Annotated in this window: 15 protein-coding genes; 6 read left to right on the top strand and 9 right to left on the bottom strand. The window is 65.6% G+C overall.

Going from position 1 to position 22,084, the window contains the following annotated elements; all coding sequences use genetic code 11:
- Nucleotides 1–4: 4 nt before the first annotated feature.
- The 8 genes from ACCD07_RS15505 to prpB form a co-directional block, all read right to left on the bottom strand.
- Nucleotides 5–3,649: an EAL domain-containing protein gene (locus ACCD07_RS15505; RefSeq protein WP_413447860.1), complete on the bottom strand. Its 3,645-nt coding sequence runs from the start codon at nucleotides 3,647–3,649 to the stop codon at nucleotides 5–7.
- A gap of 177 nt (nucleotides 3,650–3,826) precedes the next feature.
- Nucleotides 3,827–5,500, bottom strand: a complete 1,674-nt coding sequence (locus ACCD07_RS15510; protein WP_413447861.1) for a cation acetate symporter — start codon at nucleotides 5,498–5,500, stop codon at nucleotides 3,827–3,829.
- Nucleotides 5,497–5,805, bottom strand: coding sequence for a DUF485 domain-containing protein (locus ACCD07_RS15515; RefSeq protein WP_176655193.1), 309 nt, complete (start codon nucleotides 5,803–5,805; stop codon nucleotides 5,497–5,499). The genes ACCD07_RS15510 and ACCD07_RS15515 overlap by 4 nt, the downstream gene beginning before the upstream one ends.
- A 90-nt stretch (nucleotides 5,806–5,895) precedes the next feature.
- Nucleotides 5,896–7,797 carry a propionate--CoA ligase gene (locus ACCD07_RS15520; protein WP_413447862.1) on the bottom strand — a complete coding sequence of 634 codons (1,902 nt, stop codon included), beginning with the start codon at nucleotides 7,795–7,797 and terminating at the stop codon, nucleotides 5,896–5,898.
- A 27-nt stretch (nucleotides 7,798–7,824) separates the two neighbouring features.
- Nucleotides 7,825–9,015 (bottom strand): 2-methylaconitate cis-trans isomerase PrpF, encoded by a 1,191-nt coding sequence (gene prpF / locus ACCD07_RS15525; protein WP_413447863.1) that lies wholly within the window; start codon nucleotides 9,013–9,015, stop codon nucleotides 7,825–7,827.
- An 84-nt stretch (nucleotides 9,016–9,099) separates the two neighbouring features.
- On the bottom strand, nucleotides 9,100–11,697 hold the full coding sequence (gene acnD / locus ACCD07_RS15530; protein ID WP_413447864.1) for a Fe/S-dependent 2-methylisocitrate dehydratase AcnD: 2,598 nt from the start codon (nucleotides 11,695–11,697) through the stop codon (nucleotides 9,100–9,102).
- The gene (gene prpC / locus ACCD07_RS15535; RefSeq protein WP_353404290.1) at nucleotides 11,697–12,842 is read right to left on the bottom strand and encodes a 2-methylcitrate synthase; all 1,146 of its coding nucleotides are present in this window, start codon (nucleotides 12,840–12,842) and stop codon (nucleotides 11,697–11,699) included. The genes acnD and prpC overlap by 1 nt, the downstream gene beginning before the upstream one ends.
- 22 nt (nucleotides 12,843–12,864) lie before the next feature.
- The gene (prpB, locus tag ACCD07_RS15540) at nucleotides 12,865–13,752 is read right to left on the bottom strand and encodes a methylisocitrate lyase (protein WP_353404289.1); all 888 of its coding nucleotides are present in this window, start codon (nucleotides 13,750–13,752) and stop codon (nucleotides 12,865–12,867) included.
- 153 nt (nucleotides 13,753–13,905) lie between these two features.
- Here prpB and prpR point away from each other — a divergent pair, with 153 nt between their 5' ends.
- The 6 genes from prpR (at nucleotide 13,906) to ACCD07_RS15570 (ending at nucleotide 19,521) form a co-directional block, all read left to right on the top strand.
- Nucleotides 13,906–15,564, top strand: coding sequence for a propionate catabolism operon regulatory protein PrpR (gene prpR / locus ACCD07_RS15545; RefSeq protein ID WP_413447865.1), 1,659 nt, complete (start codon nucleotides 13,906–13,908; stop codon nucleotides 15,562–15,564).
- Between the two features lie 40 nt (nucleotides 15,565–15,604).
- Nucleotides 15,605–16,066, top strand: a complete 462-nt coding sequence (locus tag ACCD07_RS15550; protein ID WP_353404287.1) for a DUF6328 family protein — start codon at nucleotides 15,605–15,607, stop codon at nucleotides 16,064–16,066.
- A gap of 64 nt (nucleotides 16,067–16,130) precedes the next feature.
- Nucleotides 16,131–17,018, top strand: coding sequence for an alpha/beta fold hydrolase (locus ACCD07_RS15555; RefSeq protein ID WP_353404286.1), 888 nt, complete (start codon nucleotides 16,131–16,133; stop codon nucleotides 17,016–17,018).
- A gap of 7 nt (nucleotides 17,019–17,025) precedes the next feature.
- A complete protein-coding gene (locus ACCD07_RS15560) occupies nucleotides 17,026–18,066 on the top strand; it encodes a sensor histidine kinase (protein WP_353404285.1) in 1,041 nt (346 codons plus the stop codon).
- Nucleotides 18,066–18,794 (top strand): LytR/AlgR family response regulator transcription factor, encoded by a 729-nt coding sequence (locus ACCD07_RS15565; protein ID WP_176655183.1) that lies wholly within the window; start codon nucleotides 18,066–18,068, stop codon nucleotides 18,792–18,794. Before ACCD07_RS15560 ends, ACCD07_RS15565 begins: the two co-directional genes overlap by 1 nt.
- Nucleotides 18,795–18,927: 133 nt before the next feature.
- Entirely contained in the window at nucleotides 18,928–19,521 is a 594-nt protein-coding gene (locus ACCD07_RS15570) for a PEP-CTERM sorting domain-containing protein (protein ID WP_176655182.1), read from the top strand.
- Here the strand turns inward: ACCD07_RS15570 and ACCD07_RS15575 are convergent.
- Nucleotides 19,463–21,907 (bottom strand): FtsX-like permease family protein, encoded by a 2,445-nt coding sequence (locus ACCD07_RS15575; RefSeq protein ID WP_413447866.1) that lies wholly within the window; start codon nucleotides 21,905–21,907, stop codon nucleotides 19,463–19,465. The two genes, ACCD07_RS15570 and ACCD07_RS15575, sit on opposite strands and share 59 nt — an antisense overlap.
- Nucleotides 21,908–22,084 lie beyond the last annotated feature (177 nt).

Here is a 22,084-nt window from a genome sequence, read left to right on the forward strand (position 1 = left end):
GCGGCTACAGCCGGGGCAGCAGCAGCTGGGCCGTCGCGTGCGGCACCGGCTGCGAGAACAGGTAGCCCTGCGCGTACTGGCAGCCGTCGCGCTGCAGCAGCGCATACTGCCCCTCCGTCTCCACCCCCTCCGCCACCACCGACAGCTGCAGGCTGTGCGACAGCGCGATGATGGCCGCCACGATGGCGCGGTCCTCCGCGCTCTCTTCCAGTTCCTTGATGAAGGCGCGGTCGATCTTGATCTTCTTGACCGGGAAACGCTTCAGGTAGGCCAGGCTCGAATAGCCGGTGCCGAAATCGTCGATCGACAGGCGGATGCCCATGGCGTTGATCTGGCCCAGGATGTCCAGCGTCTGCTCGCCGTGCTGCATCAGCGCCGTCTCGGTGATCTCGAATTCGATCAGCGACGGATCGATGCCGGTTTCGTCGAGGATGGCGCGTATCGATCCGATCAGCCCCCGGTGCATGAACTGGCGCGGCGACAGGTTCACCGCCAGCGGCACCGGCGCCAGGCCGGCACGCAGCCACTCCATGCTCTGCCGGCAGGCCTGGCGTATCACCCATTCGCCGATCGGCACGATCAGGCCGTTCTCCTCGATGATGGGGATGAAGTGGTCCGGCAACACCAGCTGGCCGTCGCCGCGGCGCCAGCGCAGCAGCACTTCCATCGTATGCAGGCGGCGCGTGCCGATGTCCATGATGGGCTGGAAATGCAGCTCGAATTCGTCCATCGCCAGCGCGCCGCGCAGACTGGTCTCCAGCTCGAAGTGCTGGGCCGCGGTCTGGTTCATCGCCTCTTTGAAGTACTGGTAATTGTTCCTGCCGCTGGCCTTGGCGTGATACATGGCGGCGTCGGCGTGGCGCATCAGCGTTTCGACGTCGGCGCCGTCGTCCGGATAGACGCAGATGCCGATCGACGGCGTGATGTGCAGGTTGCGCCCCTCCAGCGGGAAGCTCTCGGACAAGGCCTCGATGATCTTCTGCGCCACGTGGCTGGACTCGTCGGCCGAGCGTATGCCCGGCACCAGCACCACGAACTCGTCGCCGCCCAGCCGGGCCACGGTGTCGCTGGCGCGCACCGCGCGGCACAGGCGGCTGGCCACTTCCTTCAGCAGCTGGTCGCCCGTCATGTGGCCCAGCGAATCGTTGATGGTCTTGAAGCGGTCCAGGTCGATGAACATCACCGCCAGCTTGCGCTCGGAGCGCTGCGCCGCCAGCATCGCGCGGTCCAGCCGGTCCGACAGCAAGGCGCGGTTCGGCAGGCCGGTCAGGCTGTCGTGGTAAGCCATGTGGTGCACGCGCGCCTCGGCCTGGCGCCGCTCGACGATCTCGCCCTGCAGCAGCGCGTTGGCGCCCGCCAGTTCGGCGGTGCGCTCCAGCACCCGCACCTCCAGCTCGTCGCGCGCGCGGCTGACCGCCTCGGCCGCCTCGCGCCGCGCGGTGATGTCGTCCACCAGCCACACCGAGCGCCCGGTGGCCTGCGCCAGGTCGAACGGACGGCCCGACAGCCGCGCCCAGAACGTGCTGCCGTCCTTGCGCACCAGCTGGTACTCGGAGACGTTGACGCGGCCGGCGTGGAAGTCGCGCGCCGTCTCGGCGCGGGCCACTTCCCAGGCTTCCTTGTCGGCGTAGAAGGCCTGCACGCTCAGGTGGTTCATCTCGCCGGGCGCGTAGCCGAACAGCTCTTCCATCTTGGTGTTGCAGCGCAGGTTGTGGCCATGCTCGACCACCGAGATGCCCAGCACCGCGCTGTCGAGGATGGCCTGGTTTTCCAGCAGCGCGTTGCGCAGCGATTCCTCGGCGCGTTTTTGCTCGGTGCGGTCCTCGATGACCCAGATCGTGCCCTGCGTCGGGTCGTCCGGATTGACGACGTAGCCGATCAGCTGCGCCCACATCAAGGAGTCGTCCGCGCGGCGCATCTCCATCTCGGTCTGGAACGGCTTGCCGACCGACAGGAAGGGGTAGGCTTCGCCACCCAGCTTGTCGTAGGATTCCTGCGACGGATACAGCGCGCGCCCCGGCAGGCCCAAGCCGGAATCGCCCTCGTAGCGGAACATCTCGGCGAAGCCGCGGTTGTAGCGCGTGATGATGCGGTTCTTGGTGAACAGGATGCTCATCGACGCGTTGGTCATGATCGCCTCGACTTCCATCTGCGTCTGGCGCGTGTGGGTCACGTCTTCCAGGATCCAGATGGTGCCGCCGTCGCTATGCTCGTCGTCCACCGCCTTGGCGCGCACGCGGCACCAGAACAGGCTGCCGTCCTTGCGTTTGAACTCGTATGCCTGCTTCTCGAACGGCTGGCCGGTGCCCAGCAGCGGCGCCGCCTCGCGGCCGAATTCCTCGTAATGCGCCGGCGACGGGAACACCATCGACGACGGCCGCCCGACCATCTCGTCGATGTCGTAGCCGAACATCTTGGCCATGCGCGGATTACAGCTCAGCATGACCTGCGCCTTGCTGAACAGGATGCCGACCGAGGCGTTGTCGAGGATCGCCTTCTGCTCCAGCAGCAATTGCCGGGTCGCCTCCTCGTGCTGCTTCTGCGCGCTACGGTCGTCGAAGATCCAGATCGTGTCCTGCTGCGTGCGGCCCGGATTGATCACGTAGCCGAAGGCATGGGCCCAGAAGGTGGTGCCGTCCTGGCGCCGCATCTCCATCTCGGCCTGGTAGGGTTTGCCGCGCGCCAGCAGGGGCCGGGCTTTCTTCACCACCGCGTCGAACGCTTCCTGCGATGGATACAGCGTCGACGTCAGCTGGCCGACGCCGTTCTCGTCGCTGAAGCCGAAGGCCTCGGCAAAGCGGTGGTTGTAGCGCAGGATGCGGTTGTCGCGCTGGAAGCCGATCGCCAGCGGCGCGCTGTCCATGATGGCCTGCATCTCCAGCAGCGCGCGGCGCAGTCTCTCTTCGTCGATGCGGTGCTCGTTGATGTCCTCGATGATCCACACCGTGCCGTCGCCGGTCTGGGCCGGGTCGATGGCGCGGCCGTACAGCCGTGCCCAGAACAGCGAGCCGTCCTTGCGCTTGAGCTGCGTTTCGGCCATGAAGGACAGGCCGCGCGACAACGGCGGCCCCGCTTCGCGGCCCAGCTGGATCAGGCTTTCCTCGTTTGGATACGCCACCAGCGTCGAAGCGCCCTCCAGCTCATGGCGGCTGTAGCCCAGCATTTCGGCGCAGCGGATATTGCATTCCTGGATAAGGCCGTCCTTGCTGAACAAGATGCCGACTGCGGCATTTTCCAGGATGGCCTGCTGCTCCATCAGCGCCTTGCGCAACGCGCGCTGGTCGCGTTCGACGTCGCTGATATCGTGGAACACGATGGTGGCGCCCTGCACCGCCGAACCGGCCGGCAGCGGCTTGGTCCAGGCCTGCACGGACAGGTATGAGCCGCTGGCGCACGTCAGGCAGCTGTCCCAGCGCTGGCCGGCCCCGCTGGCCGCCAGGGCGGCATCCAGTTGCGCCACGCCGGCGGCGCGCACGTGGCGCGCAAACAGGTCGGCCGCCGGACGGCCGCAGGGATCGAAGCCGAGCAAGGCCACCAGCTCCGGGTTCGCCGCGAGCACGATGCCCTCGGTGCTGTACGCGCAGGCAGGCACGCCGATCAGCGCGATGGCGTCCGCTACGAAATCCGGATGGGTCGAAACTCGATTCATGTACACCAGGGCATCCAATGGAAGATGCCACCTCATCCATTACTTCACGGCAGCATAGTTGGCAGATGATAAACCACATTGGAGGCATTAGCCATCGCGCGCACCGAGACCTGCCCCTAAAAACGACAATGCCCGCCGAAGCGGGCACCATCCTGATCCCACCTCTTGTCAATTGTATCAGTGAGCACTGGCTCCGGCCGCGCCGATACCGGTCTCGGAGCGCATTTGCTGCGCCTCGTAGCCGGCGCGGTCGATGCGGGCGCGCGCGCTTTGATCCAGCATCGAGAACAGCCAGATGCTGACAAAGGCGGCCGGCATCGAGAAGATGGCCGGCGACGCGTAAGGGAACAGCGCGTCGGCATGGCCGAGCACATCGACCCACACCGACTTCGACACCACGGTCAGGACCACGGCGGTGAGCAGGCCGACGAAGCCGCCGACGGTGGCGCCGCGCGTGGTGCAATCCTTCCACAGCACCGACATGAACAGCACCGGGAAATTGGCCGAGGCGGCGATGGCAAACGCCAGCGACACCATGAACGCGATGTTCTGCTTCTCGAACACGATGCCCAGCACCACGGCGACGACGCCCAGCGCGACGGTGGTCAGGCGCGACACATACAGCTCATTGGCGCTGCTGGCCTTGCCCTTCTTGATGACGGTGGCGTACAGGTCGTGCGACACCGCCGAGGCACCCGACAGCGTCAGGCCGGCCACCACCGCCAGGATGGTGGCGAACGCCACGGCCGAGATAAAGCCGAGGAAGACGTTGCCGCCCACCGCCTTGGCCAGGTGGATGGCCGCCATGTTATTCCCGCCCAGCAGCTTGCCGGCGGCGTCCTTGAACTCGGGGTTGGTGCTCACCAAAACGATGGCGCCGAAGCCGATGATGAAGGTCAGGACATAGAAGTAGGCGATCCAGCTGGTGGCCCAGAACACCGACTTGCGCGCTTCCTTGGCGCTCGGCACGGTGAAGAAGCGCATCAGGATGTGCGGCAGGCCGGCGGTGCCGAACATCAGCGCCATGCCGAACGAGATCGCCGACACCGGATCCTTGATGAAGGTGCCGGGGCCCATGATGGCGTCCTTCTTGGCATGCACCTCAACCGACTTGGCGAACAGTGCCTCCGGGCTGAAATTGAACTGCGCCAGCACCACGAAGGCCATGAACGTGGCGCCGCCGAGCAGCATGACGGCCTTGATGATCTGCACCCAGGTGGTGGCGGTCATGCCGCCGAACAGCACGTAGACCATCATCAGCGTACCGACCAGCACCACCGCGATCCAGTACTCCAGGCCGAACAGCAGCTTGATCAGCTGACCAGCGCCGACCATCTGCGCGATCAGGTAGAACGCCACCACCACCAGCGTGCCGGAGGCGGAGAAGATGCGGATCGGCGCCTGCTTGAAGCGGTAGGCCGCCACGTCGGCGAAGGTGAAGCGCCCCAGGTTGCGCAGGCGCTCGGCCATCAGGAAGGTGATGACCGGCCAGCCGACCAGGAAGCCGATGGCATAGATCAGCCCATCGTAACCGTTGAGGAACACGGCGGCGGAGATGCCGAGGAAGGACGCGGCCGACATATAGTCGCCGGCGATGGCCAGGCCGTTCTGGAAGCCGGTGATGCCGCCGCCGGCGGTGTAGAAGTCGGCCACCGATCGGGTCTTGGCGGCAGCCCATTTGGTGACGAACAGCGTGAACACGACGAACACGCCGAACATGGTGATCGCGGTCCAGTTGACAGGTTGCTTCACCGCCTGGCCCAGGTCGGCGCCGGCCGCCAGCGCCGCGCCGCTGGCGCCCAGCAGCGTCAGCGCCGCCAGCCAGCCCAGGCTGCGTCGGACGGCGTTCATGCCCGCACCCGCTGATGAATGGCCAGTGTCAGTTCATCGAACTGCTTGTTGGCGCGCCGTACATAGATGCCCGTGATGAGCACCGTGAACACGATGACGAACAGGCCGATCGGCATGCCCCAGGTCATCACGCCCGCGCCGGTTTTCGACGCGAGCAATTCCTTGTCGAATGCGATGAGCACGATATAGCCGTAATACACCAGCATCATCACCGCCGTCAGCGCCCAGCCGAAACGCGACCGTACCTTGACCAGCTGATGGTAGCTGGGATCGCCCTTGATTTTTTGAACCAGATCGTCATGCATTGTGTGTCTCCTGTAGTGGTATGTGCCCGTGTTTTTTCCGAGCTTGAATCCACAATACATGACGAGACTTACCGGCCTCTTACGCCGTCATTATTTCGATACACAGTCCTGCAGCACGTGCTGTATCTGTTGCAGCGAAGCGGGATCTTCAATCGCCGTCAGGTCGCCCGGATTGCGGCCTTCGCAGACGGCCTGTATCGAGCGGCGCAGCAGCTTACCGGAGCGGGTCTTGGGCAGCTGCGGCACGAAGTACACGCGCGCCGGCCGCGCCACGGCGCCCAGCTGGTGATCGACCACGCCCAGGATCTCGCGCTCCAGCGCCGCGCGCCCCGCCTCGGCGGCGATCTGTTCTCCGTGCCTGACGATGACGAAAGCAACCGCCACCTGCCCCTTGAGCTTGTCCTCCACGCCCACCACCGCCACTTCCGACACGTTCGCGTGGCTGGAGATGGACTCCTCGATTTCGCGCGTGCCGAGCCGGTGGCCGGCAACGTTGATCACGTCGTCCGTGCGGCCGAGGATGAAGTAATAGCCGTCGGCGTCGCGCACGCCCCAGTCGAAGGTCGAGTAAACCTGGCGGCCGCTGAAGGTGGACCAGTAGGTATCGACAAAGCGCCGGTCGTCGCCGTAGACGGTCTGCATGCAGCCCGGCGGCAGTGGGCCTTCGATCACCACCACGCCCTTTTCGTTGGCGCCGCATTCCTCGCCGGTGGACTCGTTGAGCAGCTTGACCTGGTAGCCGTACATCGCCACGCCGGGACTGCCGAAGCGCGTCGGCAAATCCTCGACGCCCTTGGCGATCGACAGGATGGGCCAGCCGGTTTCGGTCTGCCAGTAGTTGTCGATGATGGGCACGCCCAGTTCGCCGGCGATCCATTCCGAGGTGGTCTCGTCCAGCGGCTCGCCCGCCAGGTACAACGCGCGTAGCGACGACAGGTCGTACTTGCGCATGAATTCGGGCGGATGCTTGCGCAGCACGCGGATTGCCGTGGGCGCCGAGAACATGCGGGTGACCTTGTACTTTTCGACGATACTCCACCAAATGCCGGGGTCGGGACAGACCGGCACTCCCTCGTACATGATGGTCGCCATGCCGGCGATCAGCGGACCGTAGACGATATAGGAGTGGCCCACCACCCAGCCGATATCCGAGGTGGCGAAGAAGGTCTCGCCGGCCTTGCCGCAGAAGTTGTACTTCATCGACGAGGCCAGTGCCACCGCATAGCCGCCGACGTCGCGCTGCACGCCCTTCGGCTTGCCGGTGGTGCCGGAGGTGTACAGGATGTAGGACGGCTCGTTCGATTCCAGCCAGGTCACCGGCACGCGCGCATCCAGGTGGGCGGCGCGCAGGCTGGCGTAATCCTCGTCGCGGCCGGCCACCAGTTCCATCGCCGCCAGTCCGCGGTCGACCAGCAGCACCTTGGCCGGCCTGGCGGACGACAGCGCTATCGCCTCGTCCAGCAGGTGCTTGTACGGAATGGCCTTGCCGTTGCGCGAGCCGGCGTCGGCGGAGACGATCAGCACCGGCCTGGCGTCGTCGATGCGGCTGGCCAGGCTGTTGGCGGCAAAGCCGCCGAACACCACCGAATGGATCGCGCCGATGCGCGCGCAGGCCAGCATCGCGAACGCCGCCTCGGCGATCATCGGCATGTAGATCAGCACACGGTCGCCGCGGCCCACGCCCAGCGCCAGCATCACGGCGGCGCAGCGTTCCACTTCGGCCTGCAATTCGTTGAACGAATAGGTGCGCTCGGTATTGGTCTCGGTCGAGATGGCGATCAGCGCCGCCTTGTCGCCCTGAGTGGCGCACCAGCGGTCGACCGCGTTGTGGCACAGGTTGGTCCGTCCGCCGACGAACCACCTGGCGAACGGAGGGTGCGAATAATCGAGTACCTGCATGCAGGGTGTGTCCCAGGTTATGAGCGCCGATTCGTCTTGCCAGAATTGTTCAGGCGTGACGATAGAGCGCTGATAGAAATCAGCGTATTTCATATCTCCTCCGTTGTGGGTATAAGCCGCTTAGAACGTATTGCCGGGTATGCGTACCCAACCTTCCATCAGCACGCGCGCGCTGCGGCTCATGACCGCTTTTGTTACGCTCCACTCGCCGTTCTGCCATGTCGCCTGCGCGCCGACGCGCAAGGTGCCGGACGGGTGGCCGAAGCGCACCGACTCGCGCGCGCCGCCGCCGGCTGCCAGGTTTACCAGGGTGCCCGGTATCGCCGCCGCCGTGCCGATGGCCACAGCGGCCGTGCCCATCATCGCGTGGTGCAGCTTACCCATCGACATGGCGCGCACCAGCAGGTCGACATCGGTGGTGCCGACTTCCTTGCCGCTGGAGGACGTGTACGGCGCCGGCTTGGCGACGAACGCCACCTTCGGCGTGTGCTGGCGCGTGGCCGCATCGTCGATGTGGCGGATCAGCCCCATGCGCAGCGCGCCGTGGGCCCGTATCAGCTCGAAGCGCGCCAGCGCCTTGGGATCGCTGTTGATCGCATCCTGCAGCTCGGTGCCGGTGTAGCCGATGTCTTCGGCATTGACGAAGATGGTCGGGATGCCGGCGTTGATCATGGTCGCCTTCAGCGTGCCGACGCCGGGCACCTCCAGTTCGTCGACCAGTTGGCCGGTCGGGAACATCGAGCCTCCGGCGCCCTCTTCCTCCGCCGCCGGGTCCATGAACTCGAGCACGACTTCGGCCGCCGGGAAGGTCACGCCGTCGAGTTCGAAGTTGCCCGTCTCCTGCACCTCGCCGTTGGTCATCGGCACGTGGGCGATGATGGTCTTGCCGATATTGGCTTGCCATACACGCACCACGGCCGTGCCGTCGCGCGGAACGCGGGCCGGATCCACCAGGCCGCCGCTGATGGCGAACGCGCCGACCGCCGCCGACAGGTTGCCGCAGTTGCCGCTCCAGTCGACGAAGGCCTTGTCGATGGCGACCTGGCCGAACAGGTAGTCGACATCGTGGTCGGGCCTGGCGCTCCTGGCCAGGATCACGGTCTTGCTGGTGCTGGAGGTGGCGCCACCCATGCCGTCGATCTGCTTGCCATACGGGTCGGGACTGCCGATCACGCGCAGCAGCAAGGCGTCGCGCGCGGCGCCCGGCTGCTGTGCCGCTTCGGGGAGATCCTGCAGGCGGAAGAACACGCCCTTGCTGGTGCCGCCACGCATATAGGTGGCGGGGATTTTGATTTGCGGTAGATGTTTCATGTCATTCATCCGTTACCGTCGCTCCCGCGAAAGCGGGAGCCCATAGTCAGTATGGATTCCCGCCTGTGCGGGAATGACGCGTGGTTAGGCTGCTTTGGCCGATTCGAGGAAGTCCTGCGCGAAACGCTGCAGCACGCCGCCGGCTTCGTAAATAGACACTTCTTCCGCCGTATCGAGGCGGCAGATCACCGGCACTTCGACACGTTCGCCGTTCTTGCGGTTGACCACCAGCGTCAGCGTCGAACGCGGCGTGCGCTCGCCGATCACGTCATAGGTCTCGGTGCCGTCCAGCGCCAGCGTCAGGCGGTTCACGCCCGGCAGGAATTCCAGCGGCAGCACGCCCATGCCGACCAGATTGGTGCGGTGGATGCGCTCGAAGCCCTCGGCCACGATCGCCTCCACGCCCGCCAGCCGCACGCCCTTGGCTGCCCAGTCGCGCGACGAGCCTTGACCGTAGTCGGCGCCGGCGATGACGATCAGCGGCTGCTTGCGCTCCATGTAGGTCTCGATGGCTTCCCACATACGCGTGACCTTGCCTTCCGGCTCCACGCGCGCCAGCGAACCGGCTTTGACCTTGCCGTCCGCGTCGCGCACCATCTCGTTCTTCAGCGTCGGATTGGCGAAGGTGGCGCGTTGCGCGGTCAGGTGGTCGCCGCGGTGGGTGGCGTAGGAATTGAAGTCCTCTTCCGGCAGGCCCATTTTCGCCAGGTACTCGCCGGCCGCGCTGTCGAGCATGATGGCGTTCGACGGCGACAGGTGGTCGGTGGTGATGTTGTCGCCGAGGACAGCCAGCGGACGCATGCCCTTCAGCGGACGTGCGCCGGCCAGCGCGCCTTCCCAATACGGCGGACGGCGGATGTAAGTGGTCTGCGGACGCCAGTCGTACAGCGGTTTGACCTTGATGCCGTCGTCCTCCTGTTTGGCGAACATCGGGATGTAGACCTTGTTGTACTGCGCAGGCTTGACGCTGGAGGCGACCAGCGCGTCGATCTCCTCGTCCGTCGGCCAGATGTCTTTCAGCGTTACCTGCTGACCATTGCTGTCGATGCCGAGGATGTCCTTCTCGATGTCGAAGCGTATCGTGCCGGCGATGGCGTAGGCCACCACCAACGGCGGCGACGCCAGGAAAGCCTGCTTGGCGTACGGGTGGATGCGGCCGTCGAAATTGCGGTTCCCCGACAGCACGGCTGTGGCGTACAGGTCGCGGTCGATGACTTCCTTCTGGATGACAGGGTCGAGCGCGCCGGACATGCCGTTGCAGGTGGTGCAGGCATAGGCCACCACGCCGAAGCCCAGCTGCTCCAGCTCGGGCATCAGGCCCGCCTCTTCCAGATACAGCGTCACGGTCTTGGAGCCGGGCGCCAGCGAGCTTTTCACCCACGGCTTGCGGGTCAGCCCGCGCGCGTTGGCGTTGCGGGCCAGCAGGCCGGCGGCGATCATGTTGCGCGGGTTGTTGGTGTTGGTGCAGCTGGTGATGGCGGCGATGATGACCGCGCCGTCGGGCATCAGGCCCGGTTCATTTTCAACCACGCCGCTGATGCCCCGCGCGGCCAGTTCGGAGGTCGGCACGCGGTTGTGCGGATTGGACGGGCCGGCGATGGTGCGCACCACCGACGACAGGTCGAACTTCAGCACGCGCTCGTATTCGGCTGTTGCCAAAGCGTCGCCCCACAGGCCGGTTTCCTTCGCGTACAGCTCGACCAGCTTGACCAGTTCGTCGTCGCGGCCGGTCAGCTTCAGGTACTTGATGGTCTGCTCGTCGATGTAGAACATCGCGGCGGTGGAGCCGTATTCCGGCGCCATGTTGGAGATGGTCGCGCGGTCGCCCAGGGTCAGGTGGGCGGCGCCTTCGCCGAAGAATTCCAGGTACGAGGACACGACCTTCTGCTTGCGCAGGAATTCGGTCAGCGCCAGCACGGTGTCGGTGGCGGTGATGCCCGGTTGCGGCTTGCCCGTCAGCTCGACGCCGATGATGTCCGGCAGGCGCATCCACGACGCGCGGCCCAGCATCACGCTCTCCGCTTCCAGCCCGCCGACGCCGATGGCGATCACGCCCAGCGCGTCGACCATCGGCGTATGCGAGTCGGTGCCGACCAGCGTGTCCGGGAAGGCCACGCCGTCCACCGCCTGGATGACGGGTGACATGCGTTCCAGGTTGATCTGGTGCAGGATGCCGTTACCCGGCGGGATCACGTCGACGTTCTTGAACGCCTTCTTGGTCCAGTTGATGAAGTCGAAGCGGTCTTCGTTGCGGCGGTCTTCGATCGCGCGGTTCTTGTCGAAGGCATCCGGATCGAAGCCGCCGCATTCGACGGCCAGCGAGTGATCGACCACCAGCTGCGTCGGCACGACGGGATTGACCAGCGCCGGATCGCCGCCTTGCAGCGCGATCGCGTCGCGCAGGCCGGCCAGGTCGACCAGCGCGGTCTGGCCGAGGATGTCGTGGCACACCACGCGCGCGGGGAACCATGGGAAGTCCAGGTCGCGCTTGCGCTCGATCAGTTGCGACAGCGAGGCGTTGAGCGTCGCCGGATCGCAGCGGCGCACCAGGTTTTCCGCCAGCACGCGCGAGGTGTACGGCAGCTTGGCCCAGGCGCCGGGCTGGATCGCATCGACGGCGGCGCGCGCGTCGAAGTAATCCAGCTTGGTGCCGGGCAGGGATTTACGGAATTGGGTATTCATTATTGACGGTCCTTGATCGGAACGAACTTCAGGTCCTCGGGACCGACGTAGTTCGCGCTTGGACGAATGATCTTGTTGTCGATGCGCTGCTCGATGATGTGCGCGGCCCAGCCGGACGTGCGCGAGATGACGAACAGCGGCGTGAACATGGCGGTCGGCACGCCCATCATGTGGTACGACACGGCCGAGAACCAGTCCAGGTTCGGGAACATCTTCTTGATGTCCCACATCACGGTTTCCAGGCGCTCGGCGATGTCGAACATCTTCATCGAGCCGGCTTCCTGCGACAGCTTGCGCGCCACTTCCTTGATCACCACGTTGCGCGGGTCGGAGATGGTGTACACCGGGTGGCCGAAGCCGATCACGACTTCCTTGTTGGCGACGCGGTTGCGGATGTCCGCTTCGGCTTCGTCGGCGTTTTCGTAGCGCTTCTGGATCTCGAAGGCGAATTCGTTGGCGCCACCGTGCTTGGGGCCGCGCAGCGCGCCGATCGCGCCGGTGATGGCGGAGTGGATGTCCGAACCGGTGCCGGCGATGACGCGGCTGGTGAAGGTGGAGGCATTGAACTCGTGTTCCGCGTACAGGATCAGCGAGGTGTGCATCGCCTGGACCCAGCTGTCGGACGGCTTCTCGCCGTGCAGCAGGTGCAGGAAGTGGCCGCCGATGGAGTCGTCGTCGGTTTCGACGTCGATGCGCTTGCCGTTGTGGCTGAAGTGGTACCAGTACAGCAGCATCGAGCCGAACGACGCCATCAGGCGGTCGGCGATGTCGCGCGCGCCCGGCACGTTGTGGTCGTCCTTCTCCGGCAAGGTGCAGCCGAGCACCGACACGCCGGTGCGCATCACGTCCATCGGGTGGGCCGACGCGGGCAGCGCCTCCAGCGCGGCCTTCAGCGACTGCGGCAGGCCGCGTAGCGATTTCAGCTTGGTCTTGTAGCCTTTCAGTTCGGCGGCGGTCGGCAGTTTGCCATGCACCAGCAGGTAGGCGATTTCTTCAAACTCGCAGGTGCTGGCGACGTCGAGGATGTCGTAGCCGCGATAGTGCAGGTCGTTGCCGGTCTTGCCGACCGAGCACAGCGCCGTGTTACCGGCGGTGACGCCCGACAGGGCAACGGATTTTTTTGGTTTGAAGGTGGCTTCGGTCATTTCAGGGTCTCCTCGATTTCAATTATTTTTTCTGTGCAGCGAACAGGGCATCCAGCTTCTGCTCGAAGCTGTGGTAGTTGATGCGTTCATACAGTTCGGCACGGGTCTGCATGGTGTCGACGACGTTCTGCTGCGTGCCGTCGCGGCGGATCGCGCCGTAGACGTTTTCCGCAGCCTTGTTCATCGCGCGGAAGGCCGACAGCGGATACAGCACCAGGCCGACATCGGCGCTGCGCAACTCGTCCACGGTGAACAGCGGCGTCGAGCCGAATTCGGTGATGTTGGCCAGCACCGGCACCTTGACGGCGGCGGCGAATTTCTTGTACATATCCAGGCTGATCATCGCCTCCGGGAAGATCATGTCGGCGCCCGCTTCAACGCAGGCGACGGCGCGTTCGATCGCGGCGTCCAGGCCTTCGACGGCCAGCGCGTCGGTGCGGGCCATGATGACGAACTGGTCGTCGGTGCGCGCATCGACGGCGGCGCTGATGCGGTCGACCATCTCCTGCTTGGTGACGATCTCCTTGCCCGGACGGTGGCCGCAGCGCTTGGCGCCGACCTGGTCTTCGATGTGCATGGCGGCGGCGCCGAACTTGATCATCGACTTGACGGTGCGCGCCACGTTGAAGGCGGAGGCGCCGAAACCGGTATCGACATCGACCAGCAGCGGCAGGTCGCACACGTCGGTGATGCGGCGCACGTCGGTCAGCACGTCGTCCAGGTTGGAGATGCCCAGGTCCGGCAGGCCCAGCGAGCCGGCCGCGACGCCGCCGCCCGACAGGTAGATGGCCTTGAAGCCGGCGCGCTTGGCCAGCAGGGCATGGTTGGCGTTGATCGCGCCGACCACCTGCAACGGGGATTCCTCTTGAACGGCTTTGCGGAACGCGGCGCCTGCGGAGTATGAACTCATGTTGTGACCTTTCAATGTTGCGGTGAAGTTGTGCTTACTAGTGCAAAGGGCGTGCCAGAGCGTCAGTCCTTATAAATCAAACACTTACGTCAAATCGACGTTTCAGCTGCGTTTCAATATGAAACATCGAAACGAATGCGTTACAATTGAAACATGCGCCATTCCACACCCCTGCCCTTCGACGCCAACGACAAACCGGTGATCTGGACGGTTTCCGTCTCGCGCCTGTACGACCTGTTCCGCGACATCACGCTGGAATACGACGACCTGGCGACCATCGAACCGATCAATCTCGGCTTCGACGAAGCGGCGCGCCATATCCGCGAACGCATGGCCACCGAGCGCTGCGACGCGGTCATCGCCGCCGGCTCCAACGCCGCCTACCTGAAGGGCCGGTTGTCGGTGCCGGTGGTGATCGCCAAGTTCAGCGGCTTCGACGTGATGCAGGCGCTGGCGCGGGCGCGGCGCGTGTCGGACCGCATCGGCATCGTCACCTATCAGGAAAAGCTGCCGGAGCTGGCCGAGTTTTCCGGTACCTTCGGTTTCGACGTGGCGCAGCGCACCTACGCCACCGAAGAGGATGCGCGCGCGCAGATCCACGACCTGAAGGCCGCCGGCATCAAGGCCATCGTCGGCGCCGGCCTGATTACCGACCTGGCCGAGGAAGCGGGACTGACCGGCGTGTTCGTCTACTCCGCCGCCTCGATCCGCCACGCCTTCGACGATGCGCTGGAAATGGCGCGCCTGACGCAGCTGGAGTCGAACCGCAGCCGCGCGCGCGGCGCCGTGGTGGCGGACACGCTGCGCGCCAAGCACGGCCTCAACGACCTGCGCGGCGATTCCGATGCGATGGAAACGCTGCGGCAGGCCGTGGTGCTGTATGCGAAATCGCCGGCGACCGTGCTGATACAAGGCGAAACCGGCAGCGGCAAGGAACTGGTGGCGCAAGCCATCCATCGCGAAAGCCCGCGCACGCTGGGACAGAACCGGCCGTTCGTGGCCGTCAATTGCGGCGCGATCGCGGAATCGCTGCTGGAATCGGAGCTGTTCGGACACGAGGAAGGCGCGTTCACCGGCGCGCGCCGCGGCGGCCACGCGGGACTGTTTGAAGCGGCCAACCGCGGCACCCTGTTCCTCGACGAGATAGGCGAGATGCCGCTGACGCTGCAAACGCGCCTGCTGCGCGTGCTGGAAGAGCGCGAGGTGGTGCGCGTCGGCGGCACGCGGCCTATCGCCGTCAACGTGCGCATCATCAGCGCCACCCACTGCGACCTGGAGCAGCGCGTGCGCGAGGGCCGCTTCCGCGCCGACCTGTTCTACCGGCTGGCCGTGCTGCGGCTGTCGCTGCCGCCGCTGCGCGCGCGGCCGGAAGATGTGATGACGCTGGCCGAGTGGTCGCTGAAGAACGCGCTGGCCTCGCTGGGCGCGCGGCCGCATCCCAACCTGCACGCGGAGACGATGGCCTGCGCCCCGCTGCTGCAGCGCTACGATTGGCCCGGCAACGTGCGCGAACTGCGCAACCTGACCGAGCGCCTGGCGCTGTTCCTGGCCGCCGAGCCGCTGCAGGCGCTGACCCCGGCCTTCGTACTCGGCGTGGCGCCGGAACTGGCCGGCCAGGGCGCCGCACAGGCTGCCATGTCTTCCTCGCCCCCCATCCCCGCCGGATCGGTGGCGACGGCCGGGCGCGCAGGCGCCGCCAGCGTCACCGACGTGCTGGCCCGCTTCGGCGGCCGGCGCGACGCGGCGGCGGACTACCTCGGCATCAGCCGCACCACGCTGTGGCGCAAGCTGCGCGCCGAGGCTGGAAAATAAGCGTGCGCCGGCGACCGGCGGCCGGCGCTAGAATCGGCCCATGCCGCCACCCGAACCCAACTCGCTGAAAGAACAACTGCGCAACATCATCGAGGAAGCGCGCATGGTGCTGCCCGGCATACAGGCGCTGTTCGGCTTCCAGACCATCGCCGTGTTCAACCAGCGCTTCGACGAACTGCCCGCCGCCGTGCAGGCCACGCACCTGTTCGCACTGGCCATGGTGGTGATCTCTATCGCACTGATCATGTCACCCGCCGCATGGCACCGCATCGTCGCGCCGCACCGCGTGTCGGAAGCCATCGTCAAACTCTCGTCCCGCATGATCAGCGCCGCGCTCGTCCCGCTGGCGTTCGGGCTGGCGCTCGACATGTTCGTCGTGGTCTACCTGGTCAGCACCTCGGTGGCGATCAGCGCCGCCGCCTGCGTGCTGGCGCTGGCCCTGCTGCTGACGCTGTGGTTCGCCCTGCCGCTCATCACGGTAAAAAAACCGCTCATCAAGTAGCCGTCGCCGGCGCGCCGGCCGACCGTTAGCATGGCTTCACTTACCCACGCTAACGGAGATCACCATGCCACGCACGCTCATCAAAAGCATCGCCACCATCGCCGCCAGCCTGACGCTGGCCTATGCCGCCGCGCCGGCTGCGGCCGCCACCACGGCCCATCCCGCCTTCAAAGTCGACGTCAGCGGCAAGGGCGCGCCCATCATCCTGATTCCCGGCCTGGCCTCCGCCGGCGAAGTGTGGAATGGCACGGTCGCGCACTACTGCGGCGCCAAGAACCAGTGCCACGTACTGACGGTCGCGGGCTTTGCCGGCGTACCCGCCGTCGCAGGCCCGCTGCTGCCGGCCGTTGAGCAGCAGATCAGCGACTACATCGCCGCCAACAAGCTGGATCATCCCGTCGTCATCGGCCACAGCCTCGGCGGCTTCATCGGCATGAAGCTGGCGGCGGACCATCCCGACCAGGTCGGCCGCCTGGTCATCGTCGACACCTTGCCGGCGCTGGCCGCCGTCCAGATGCCCAGCATCACCGCTGCGCAGATGAAGGAAATGGCCGCCGGCATGCGTGCCCGCATGGAAGCGCAGGACGTCGAAGCCTACCGCGCCGGCCAGCAGAAAACGCTGGCCAGCATGATCAGCAAGCAGGAAGACATCGACCGCGCGCTGGGCTGGGGCAAACTGTCCGACCGCCCTACCGTCATCAACGCCATGACCGAGATGATGAGCGACGATATGCGCCAGGACATCAGCCGCATCAAGGCGCCGACGCTGGTGCTGGGCAGCTGGATCGCCTATAAGGACTACGGCACCAAGCCGATGTTCGAGCAGATGTACAAGGCGCAGTACCAGCAGCTGGCCGGCGTCAAGGTGGAGCTGGCGGACAACGCCCGTCACTTCATCATGTACGACGATCCAACTTGGATGTATGATCGTATCGATAACTTTTTGAAATAAGCCCATCATGACCAACGACCGCCCTTGGCTCGCCCGCCTGAACTGGTACTGGGTGTTCCAGCTGGCAGGCTGGAACTTCCTGCCCCTGCTGTTGATGACCATGACGCCCGGCGACAGTCACACCGGCCGCATGGTGGCCATCTCCTTCTGGGGCGTGGCGGCGGGGCTGGTCATCTCGGACCTGTGGCACCGCCTGCTCAAGGCCCAGGTCCGCAACGGCATCCGCATCAACTGGAAGGTGATGCTGGTGGCGATCCTGGTGCTCGGCACCATCCACACCGGCGTGCAGACGGTCGGCTACCTGGTGATCAAGCCGTTCGGCGAAGTACACGGCGTGGCCTGGCTGCCGGGCGCGTTGATGTTCTGGTGGGGAGTTTATCTGGTGTGGAATATCTTCTACATGGCCGTGCTGTCGCTGCGCCGCGCCAACCGTTTCGAGCAGGAGGCGTTGCGGCTGGAAATCGCCGCCAAGGACGCCGAGCTGCGCGCCCTGCAGGCGCAGGTCAATCCGCATTTTTTTTTCAACAGCATGAACAGCGTGCGCGCGCTGATTTATGAAGACCAGAACGCCGCCGCGCAAATGATCGACCAGCTGGCCAGCGTGATGCGCTACGCGCTGCAGTCCGGCCAGAACGATACCGTGCCGCTGGCCGCCGAAATCGAAGCCGTGCAGGCCTACCTGGCGATTGAAAAAATCCGCTTCGAGGAACGCATGCGGGTCAGCGTGGAAATCGGCATGGGGCTGGAGCACGTGCGCATCCCGCCGATGGCCTTGCAGACGCTGGTGGAAAACGCCGTCAAGTACGGCGTCGAGACCAGCCCGACCGGCAGCGAGATCCGCATCCGCGCGCAGCGCATGGACGACGGCATGATCCACATCGAAATCGCCAACCTCGGCGCGATCCTGCCGTTCGCCAATTCGACCAAGGTAGGCCTGGTCAACACACGCAAGCGGCTGGCGCTGGCGCTGGGCTCCAGCGCCAACCTGGACCTGACAGAAAACAGTGGCTGGGTACGCGCCACGCTGACTTTACCGGAGGCCGCCTGATGCGCGCTTTACTGATCGACGACGAGCGCCTGGCACGCGCTGAACTGCGACGCCTGCTGGCGGCACATCCCGAAGTGGAAATCGTCGGCGAGGCCGTCAACGCGGCCGACGGCGTGCAGCAGATCGCCGCCCTCAAGCCCGACCTGATTTTCCTCGACGTGCAGATGCCCGGCGGCAGCGGCTTCGACATGCTGGCGGCGCTGGAGGATGCGCCGGAAGTGATCTTCACCACCGCCTTCGACCAGTACGCGTTGCAGGCGTTCGAAGTCAACGCGCTGGACTATCTGCAAAAGCCGATCCAGGCCGCGCGCATGGCCGCCGCCTTGGCGCGCTGCGCAATGCGCCACCAGCGCGCGCTGGCCTACGCGGAAGCCGGAGTGGCCGCCGTGGCGCCGACGGCGGCAAAAAAACTGTTCATCAAGGACGGGGAGCGTTGCTGGTTCGTCGGCCTGCAGGACGTGCGCCTGTTCGAATCGGACGGCAACTACACGCGCGTGTATTTCGACCAGCACAAGCCGCTGATGCTGCGGTCGCTGAACCAGCTGGAAGAGCGGCTCGATCCGCAGCGCTTCTTCCGCGCCAGCCGCCGCCATATCGTCAACCTGGACTACATCGACCAGGTCACGCCGAACGACGCCGGCGGCCTCGACCTGCTGGTACGCGACCACCTCGAAGTCGAAGTCTCCCGCCGCCGCGCCGCCCAGTTCAAGAGCCTGGCCAGCCTGTAGGCAGTCCACTGTCGAGATACTTGACACTGGGCGCCGGCCAGGCGGCTAAGTGTTTGATCATGCACGGCTATTTTTTTTGGCGCGATCTATGCATGTCGCTTCCTTGTCATTCAACCTGGACAAGGAAACGAAAATGAATACGTTACGTTCGATTTTACTGGCCGGACTAATCAGTTTGTCCACCGCCGCCACCGCCGTCCCCATCGTCATCACCTTGACAGAAACCGCCAACACTGCGGCGCTGACGCCCGCCGTCGTTCCCGGCCTGATCGACATCGCCGGAACTTGCGGCCTGTTCAGCTGCGAAGCGGTAAGCGACCAGCTGGAATTTGTCGTCCTGGCCGGCGTCATGACGGTGCGGCTCCGATCGGACTCCGATCCGGCAACGGAAAATCCGGCCGACGCGCTGGGGCTGCTGCCGTCGCCGCCAGGAACCATCGTCATCTTCGGACGCGGTTTGCTCAACGAACATGCCGTCTGGAGGCCGACGGCGGGCCTGCCCGGCTGGGAACCCGATCCCGCCGGCGGCCCTGGTCCGCGCTACATCTACGACGTCACCAGCGACTGCAGCGACGCATGCCGCTTCGTTCCGGAGCCGTCGCCGTTGATGCTGCTGCTGATTGGCGCGGCAGGCTGGCTGGGGCTGGGTCGGCGGTCTGCGGCCATGCCTAGGCGCGCAATGCGTCTGCTGGCACCATCCGCATGGCGATCCGGGTGTGACGCGTGATGGCGGCCAGGGCCACCATCAAGGTCAGCGACAGCGCGAACAGCAGCGTCCAATAGCCTATCGGCGCACGCTCGACGTAGCCGGCCAGATAGCGGTTGATCGCGATCGCCGCCGGCGGCAGGCCGATGACGGCGGCGGCCAGGGTCAGCGCGCCGATCTCCCGCACCACCAGCAGGCCAATGTCGGCGCGGCCGGCGCCGTGCAGCTTGCGCAGCACGATCTCCTTGGCGCGCCGCTGCACGGTATTGGCCGCCAATACATAGGTACCGAAAGCGGCGATCGCCAGCGCGATGCCGGTGGCCACCGCCAGCAGCTTGGCCATGCGCGCATCCTCCGCGTAGTGGACGGCCAGCGGATCGGCGGCGCGGAAAATCTTCGGTATCGCATCCGGGAAATAGGCTGGCCACAGCGACTGCGCCGCACGCTCGACGTCGGCCGGCGCGCCGGATGCGCGCACGTTCAACACCGTCCCCGCTGTCCAGAGCTCATAGGCGGTCGCGCGCGGCGGGTCGCGCAGCGTATGGAAGCGCAGCTCCGGCGCGATGCCGACGACGCGCTTGGCGATCTCCTTGTTGTCGAAGCCGGTGAACAGCACGGTCTGGCCTATCGCTTCCTCGGCATTGGCGTAACCCAGCTGACGCATGGCGACGGCGTTCAACACCACAGGCACCTTGTCGTCGTCCTGGTCCACGCCGGACTGGAACAAGCGCCCCGCCAGCGGCGCGATGCCGTACAGTTCGAAGAAGTTAGCGCTGACCGATTTCATCTCCATTTCCGCCGCCGGGCCGCCGGGGCGCTTCAACGCGCGCGTCCAGGACCAGTCGAGCCGGCCGACCGGATCCTCCGAGATCGCCACGCCCGCCACGCCGGGCTGTGCCTTCAGCGCGGAATAAAAGCGCCGTGCCTGCGCGCTGTCCCGCACATGCTCTGGCAGGTCGACGATCACCATCGCCGACGGATCGAAGCCGGGCGAGGCGTGCATCGCATAATCGGTCTGCCACGCGACGGCGACGGTGACGCTGGCAAAGCCCATCGCCGCGGCCACCTGCAGCACCGTCAGTGCCCGGCGCCATTGCATGCTGCCACGGGACTCGGTATCCGGCCGCCCGGCCAGCACCTGGACCGGATGCACCCGCATCGCGATCCAGGCGGGATAGACCGCCGTTGCGCAGCCCAGCAACGCGCCGATGCCGAGCGCGGCCGCGATGTTCTGCGCCGAGAACAGGTTGTCGAGCCGGCGGTCGACCAGTTGTGAAAAGACCGGCAGCGCCAGCCACGCCAGCAGCAAGCCAAGCACGGTAGCAGCCATCGCCACCAGCAGCGATTCGAGCAGGAATTGCAGCATGATCTGCGGCACGCCGGCGCCCAGCACCTTGCGCATCGCCACTTCGCGCTGGCGCCGCAGCACGCGCACCGTGCTCAGGTTGACGTAGTTGATCGCGGCCAGCATAAGGATCAACACCGCCATCGCCGCCACGCCGGCGATGACGACGGGATTGGCGCGATCGCCCGGCAGCGAGACAAAGCTGCTCTGCATCCGATAGTCGAAATAGGCGTCGCGCAGCGGCGACATGGCCAGTTCCACCGCCTTGCGCTTGCCCAGCCGCTCGCGCACCTCCGGCGGGAACTGGTTCATGCTCGGCGCATTGTCCACCACCTGCTGCAGGCGCTCGACGATGGCGGGAACATCGGCGCCCGGCCGCAGCCGCACCAGCATCTTGGACATCCAGCCATGCTCGCCGGTCAGCATCTCGTGCTTGATCGCGGGATCCTGCGTGACCGAGTTGACGCCGAATAGCATTTCGAACGGTATCGTCGTATTCCCCGGCGGCGTGGGCACGATGGCGCCCACCTGCACGGTCTTGCCTTCGGCCTGCATGGTACGGCCCAGCGCATCGCGGGTGCCGAACAGGCGCAGCGCGCCCGCTTCGGTAATCACGAACAGGTCGGGACGGTCCAGCGCCGCCGCCAGGTCGCCCTGCGCCGCGCGCAGGCCGAGCATCGCGGGGAAGCCCGGCAGCACCGTCAGGCCGCGCACGGTCGACATGGCGCGGCCGATGCGCACCGTCAGCGGCTTGATCTCCTCGCGCGCGGGAATGTAGACGGTGGCGTCGGCGACGCCCGGTATTTTCAACGCGGCCTCGCGCAGGAACATCGGCGCCACCTCCTGCAGCGGAGAACCGGGATCGACGTTGAAATGCTGCTTGACGACGTAGAGCCGGTCGACATCCGTAAAGTGGGTGTTGTACGACAGCGAGTAGCGCACGAACCCAAGCAGCAGCAGGCTCGCCGCCAAGCCGACGCCCAGGCCGAACACCACCGCCAGCGTGTAGGCCGGTTCCTGGGCCAGCGTGCGCCAGCCGATGCGAAAATCTCCAAGCTTCATGTATGCCTTGTCCGTTGGGGGAATACCCTGTGACTGCAACATCCATGCCACAAGGTCGCAGGCGCCGGGACGCACGAGAATCAGCGCCAGCGCGACACCGGATGTCCGCAAACGAACGTTGTCGCTGTTCGCTTCCGAACACTATTATCGCCCCAAAGAAAAAAACCCGTACCGCTT

Origin of the sequence: Duganella sp. Dugasp56, assembly GCF_047304105.1 — a bacterium.
Lineage (GTDB): Bacteria > Pseudomonadota > Gammaproteobacteria > Burkholderiales > Burkholderiaceae_D > Rugamonas > Rugamonas hordei.

Coding starts and splice junctions, on each gene's coding strand:
- ACCD07_RS15520 (WP_413447862.1), bottom strand. CDS start 7,797: ATGAAATACGCTGATTTCTATCAGCGCTCTATCGTCACGCCTGAACAA.
- prpF (WP_413447863.1), bottom strand. CDS start 9,015: ATGAAACATCTACCGCAAATCAAAATCCCCGCCACCTATATGCGTGGC.
- ACCD07_RS15510 (WP_413447861.1), bottom strand. CDS start 5,500: ATGAACGCCGTCCGACGCAGCCTGGGCTGGCTGGCGGCGCTGACGCTG.
- ACCD07_RS15550 (WP_353404287.1), top strand. CDS start 15,605: ATGCCGCCACCCGAACCCAACTCGCTGAAAGAACAACTGCGCAACATC.
- ACCD07_RS15565 (WP_176655183.1), top strand. CDS start 18,066: ATGCGCGCTTTACTGATCGACGACGAGCGCCTGGCACGCGCTGAACTG.
- ACCD07_RS15575 (WP_413447866.1), bottom strand. CDS start 21,907: ATGAAGCTTGGAGATTTTCGCATCGGCTGGCGCACGCTGGCCCAGGAA.
- ACCD07_RS15560 (WP_353404285.1), top strand. CDS start 17,026: ATGACCAACGACCGCCCTTGGCTCGCCCGCCTGAACTGGTACTGGGTG.
- prpC (WP_353404290.1), bottom strand. CDS start 12,842: ATGACCGAAGCCACCTTCAAACCAAAAAAATCCGTTGCCCTGTCGGGC.
- ACCD07_RS15570 (WP_176655182.1), top strand. CDS start 18,928: ATGAATACGTTACGTTCGATTTTACTGGCCGGACTAATCAGTTTGTCC.
- ACCD07_RS15515 (WP_176655193.1), bottom strand. CDS start 5,805: ATGCATGACGATCTGGTTCAAAAAATCAAGGGCGATCCCAGCTACCAT.
- ACCD07_RS15505 (WP_413447860.1), bottom strand. CDS start 3,649: ATGAATCGAGTTTCGACCCATCCGGATTTCGTAGCGGACGCCATCGCG.
- ACCD07_RS15555 (WP_353404286.1), top strand. CDS start 16,131: ATGCCACGCACGCTCATCAAAAGCATCGCCACCATCGCCGCCAGCCTG.
- prpB (WP_353404289.1), bottom strand. CDS start 13,752: ATGAGTTCATACTCCGCAGGCGCCGCGTTCCGCAAAGCCGTTCAAGAG.
- acnD (WP_413447864.1), bottom strand. CDS start 11,697: ATGAATACCCAATTCCGTAAATCCCTGCCCGGCACCAAGCTGGATTAC.
- prpR (WP_413447865.1), top strand. CDS start 13,906: ATGCGCCATTCCACACCCCTGCCCTTCGACGCCAACGACAAACCGGTG.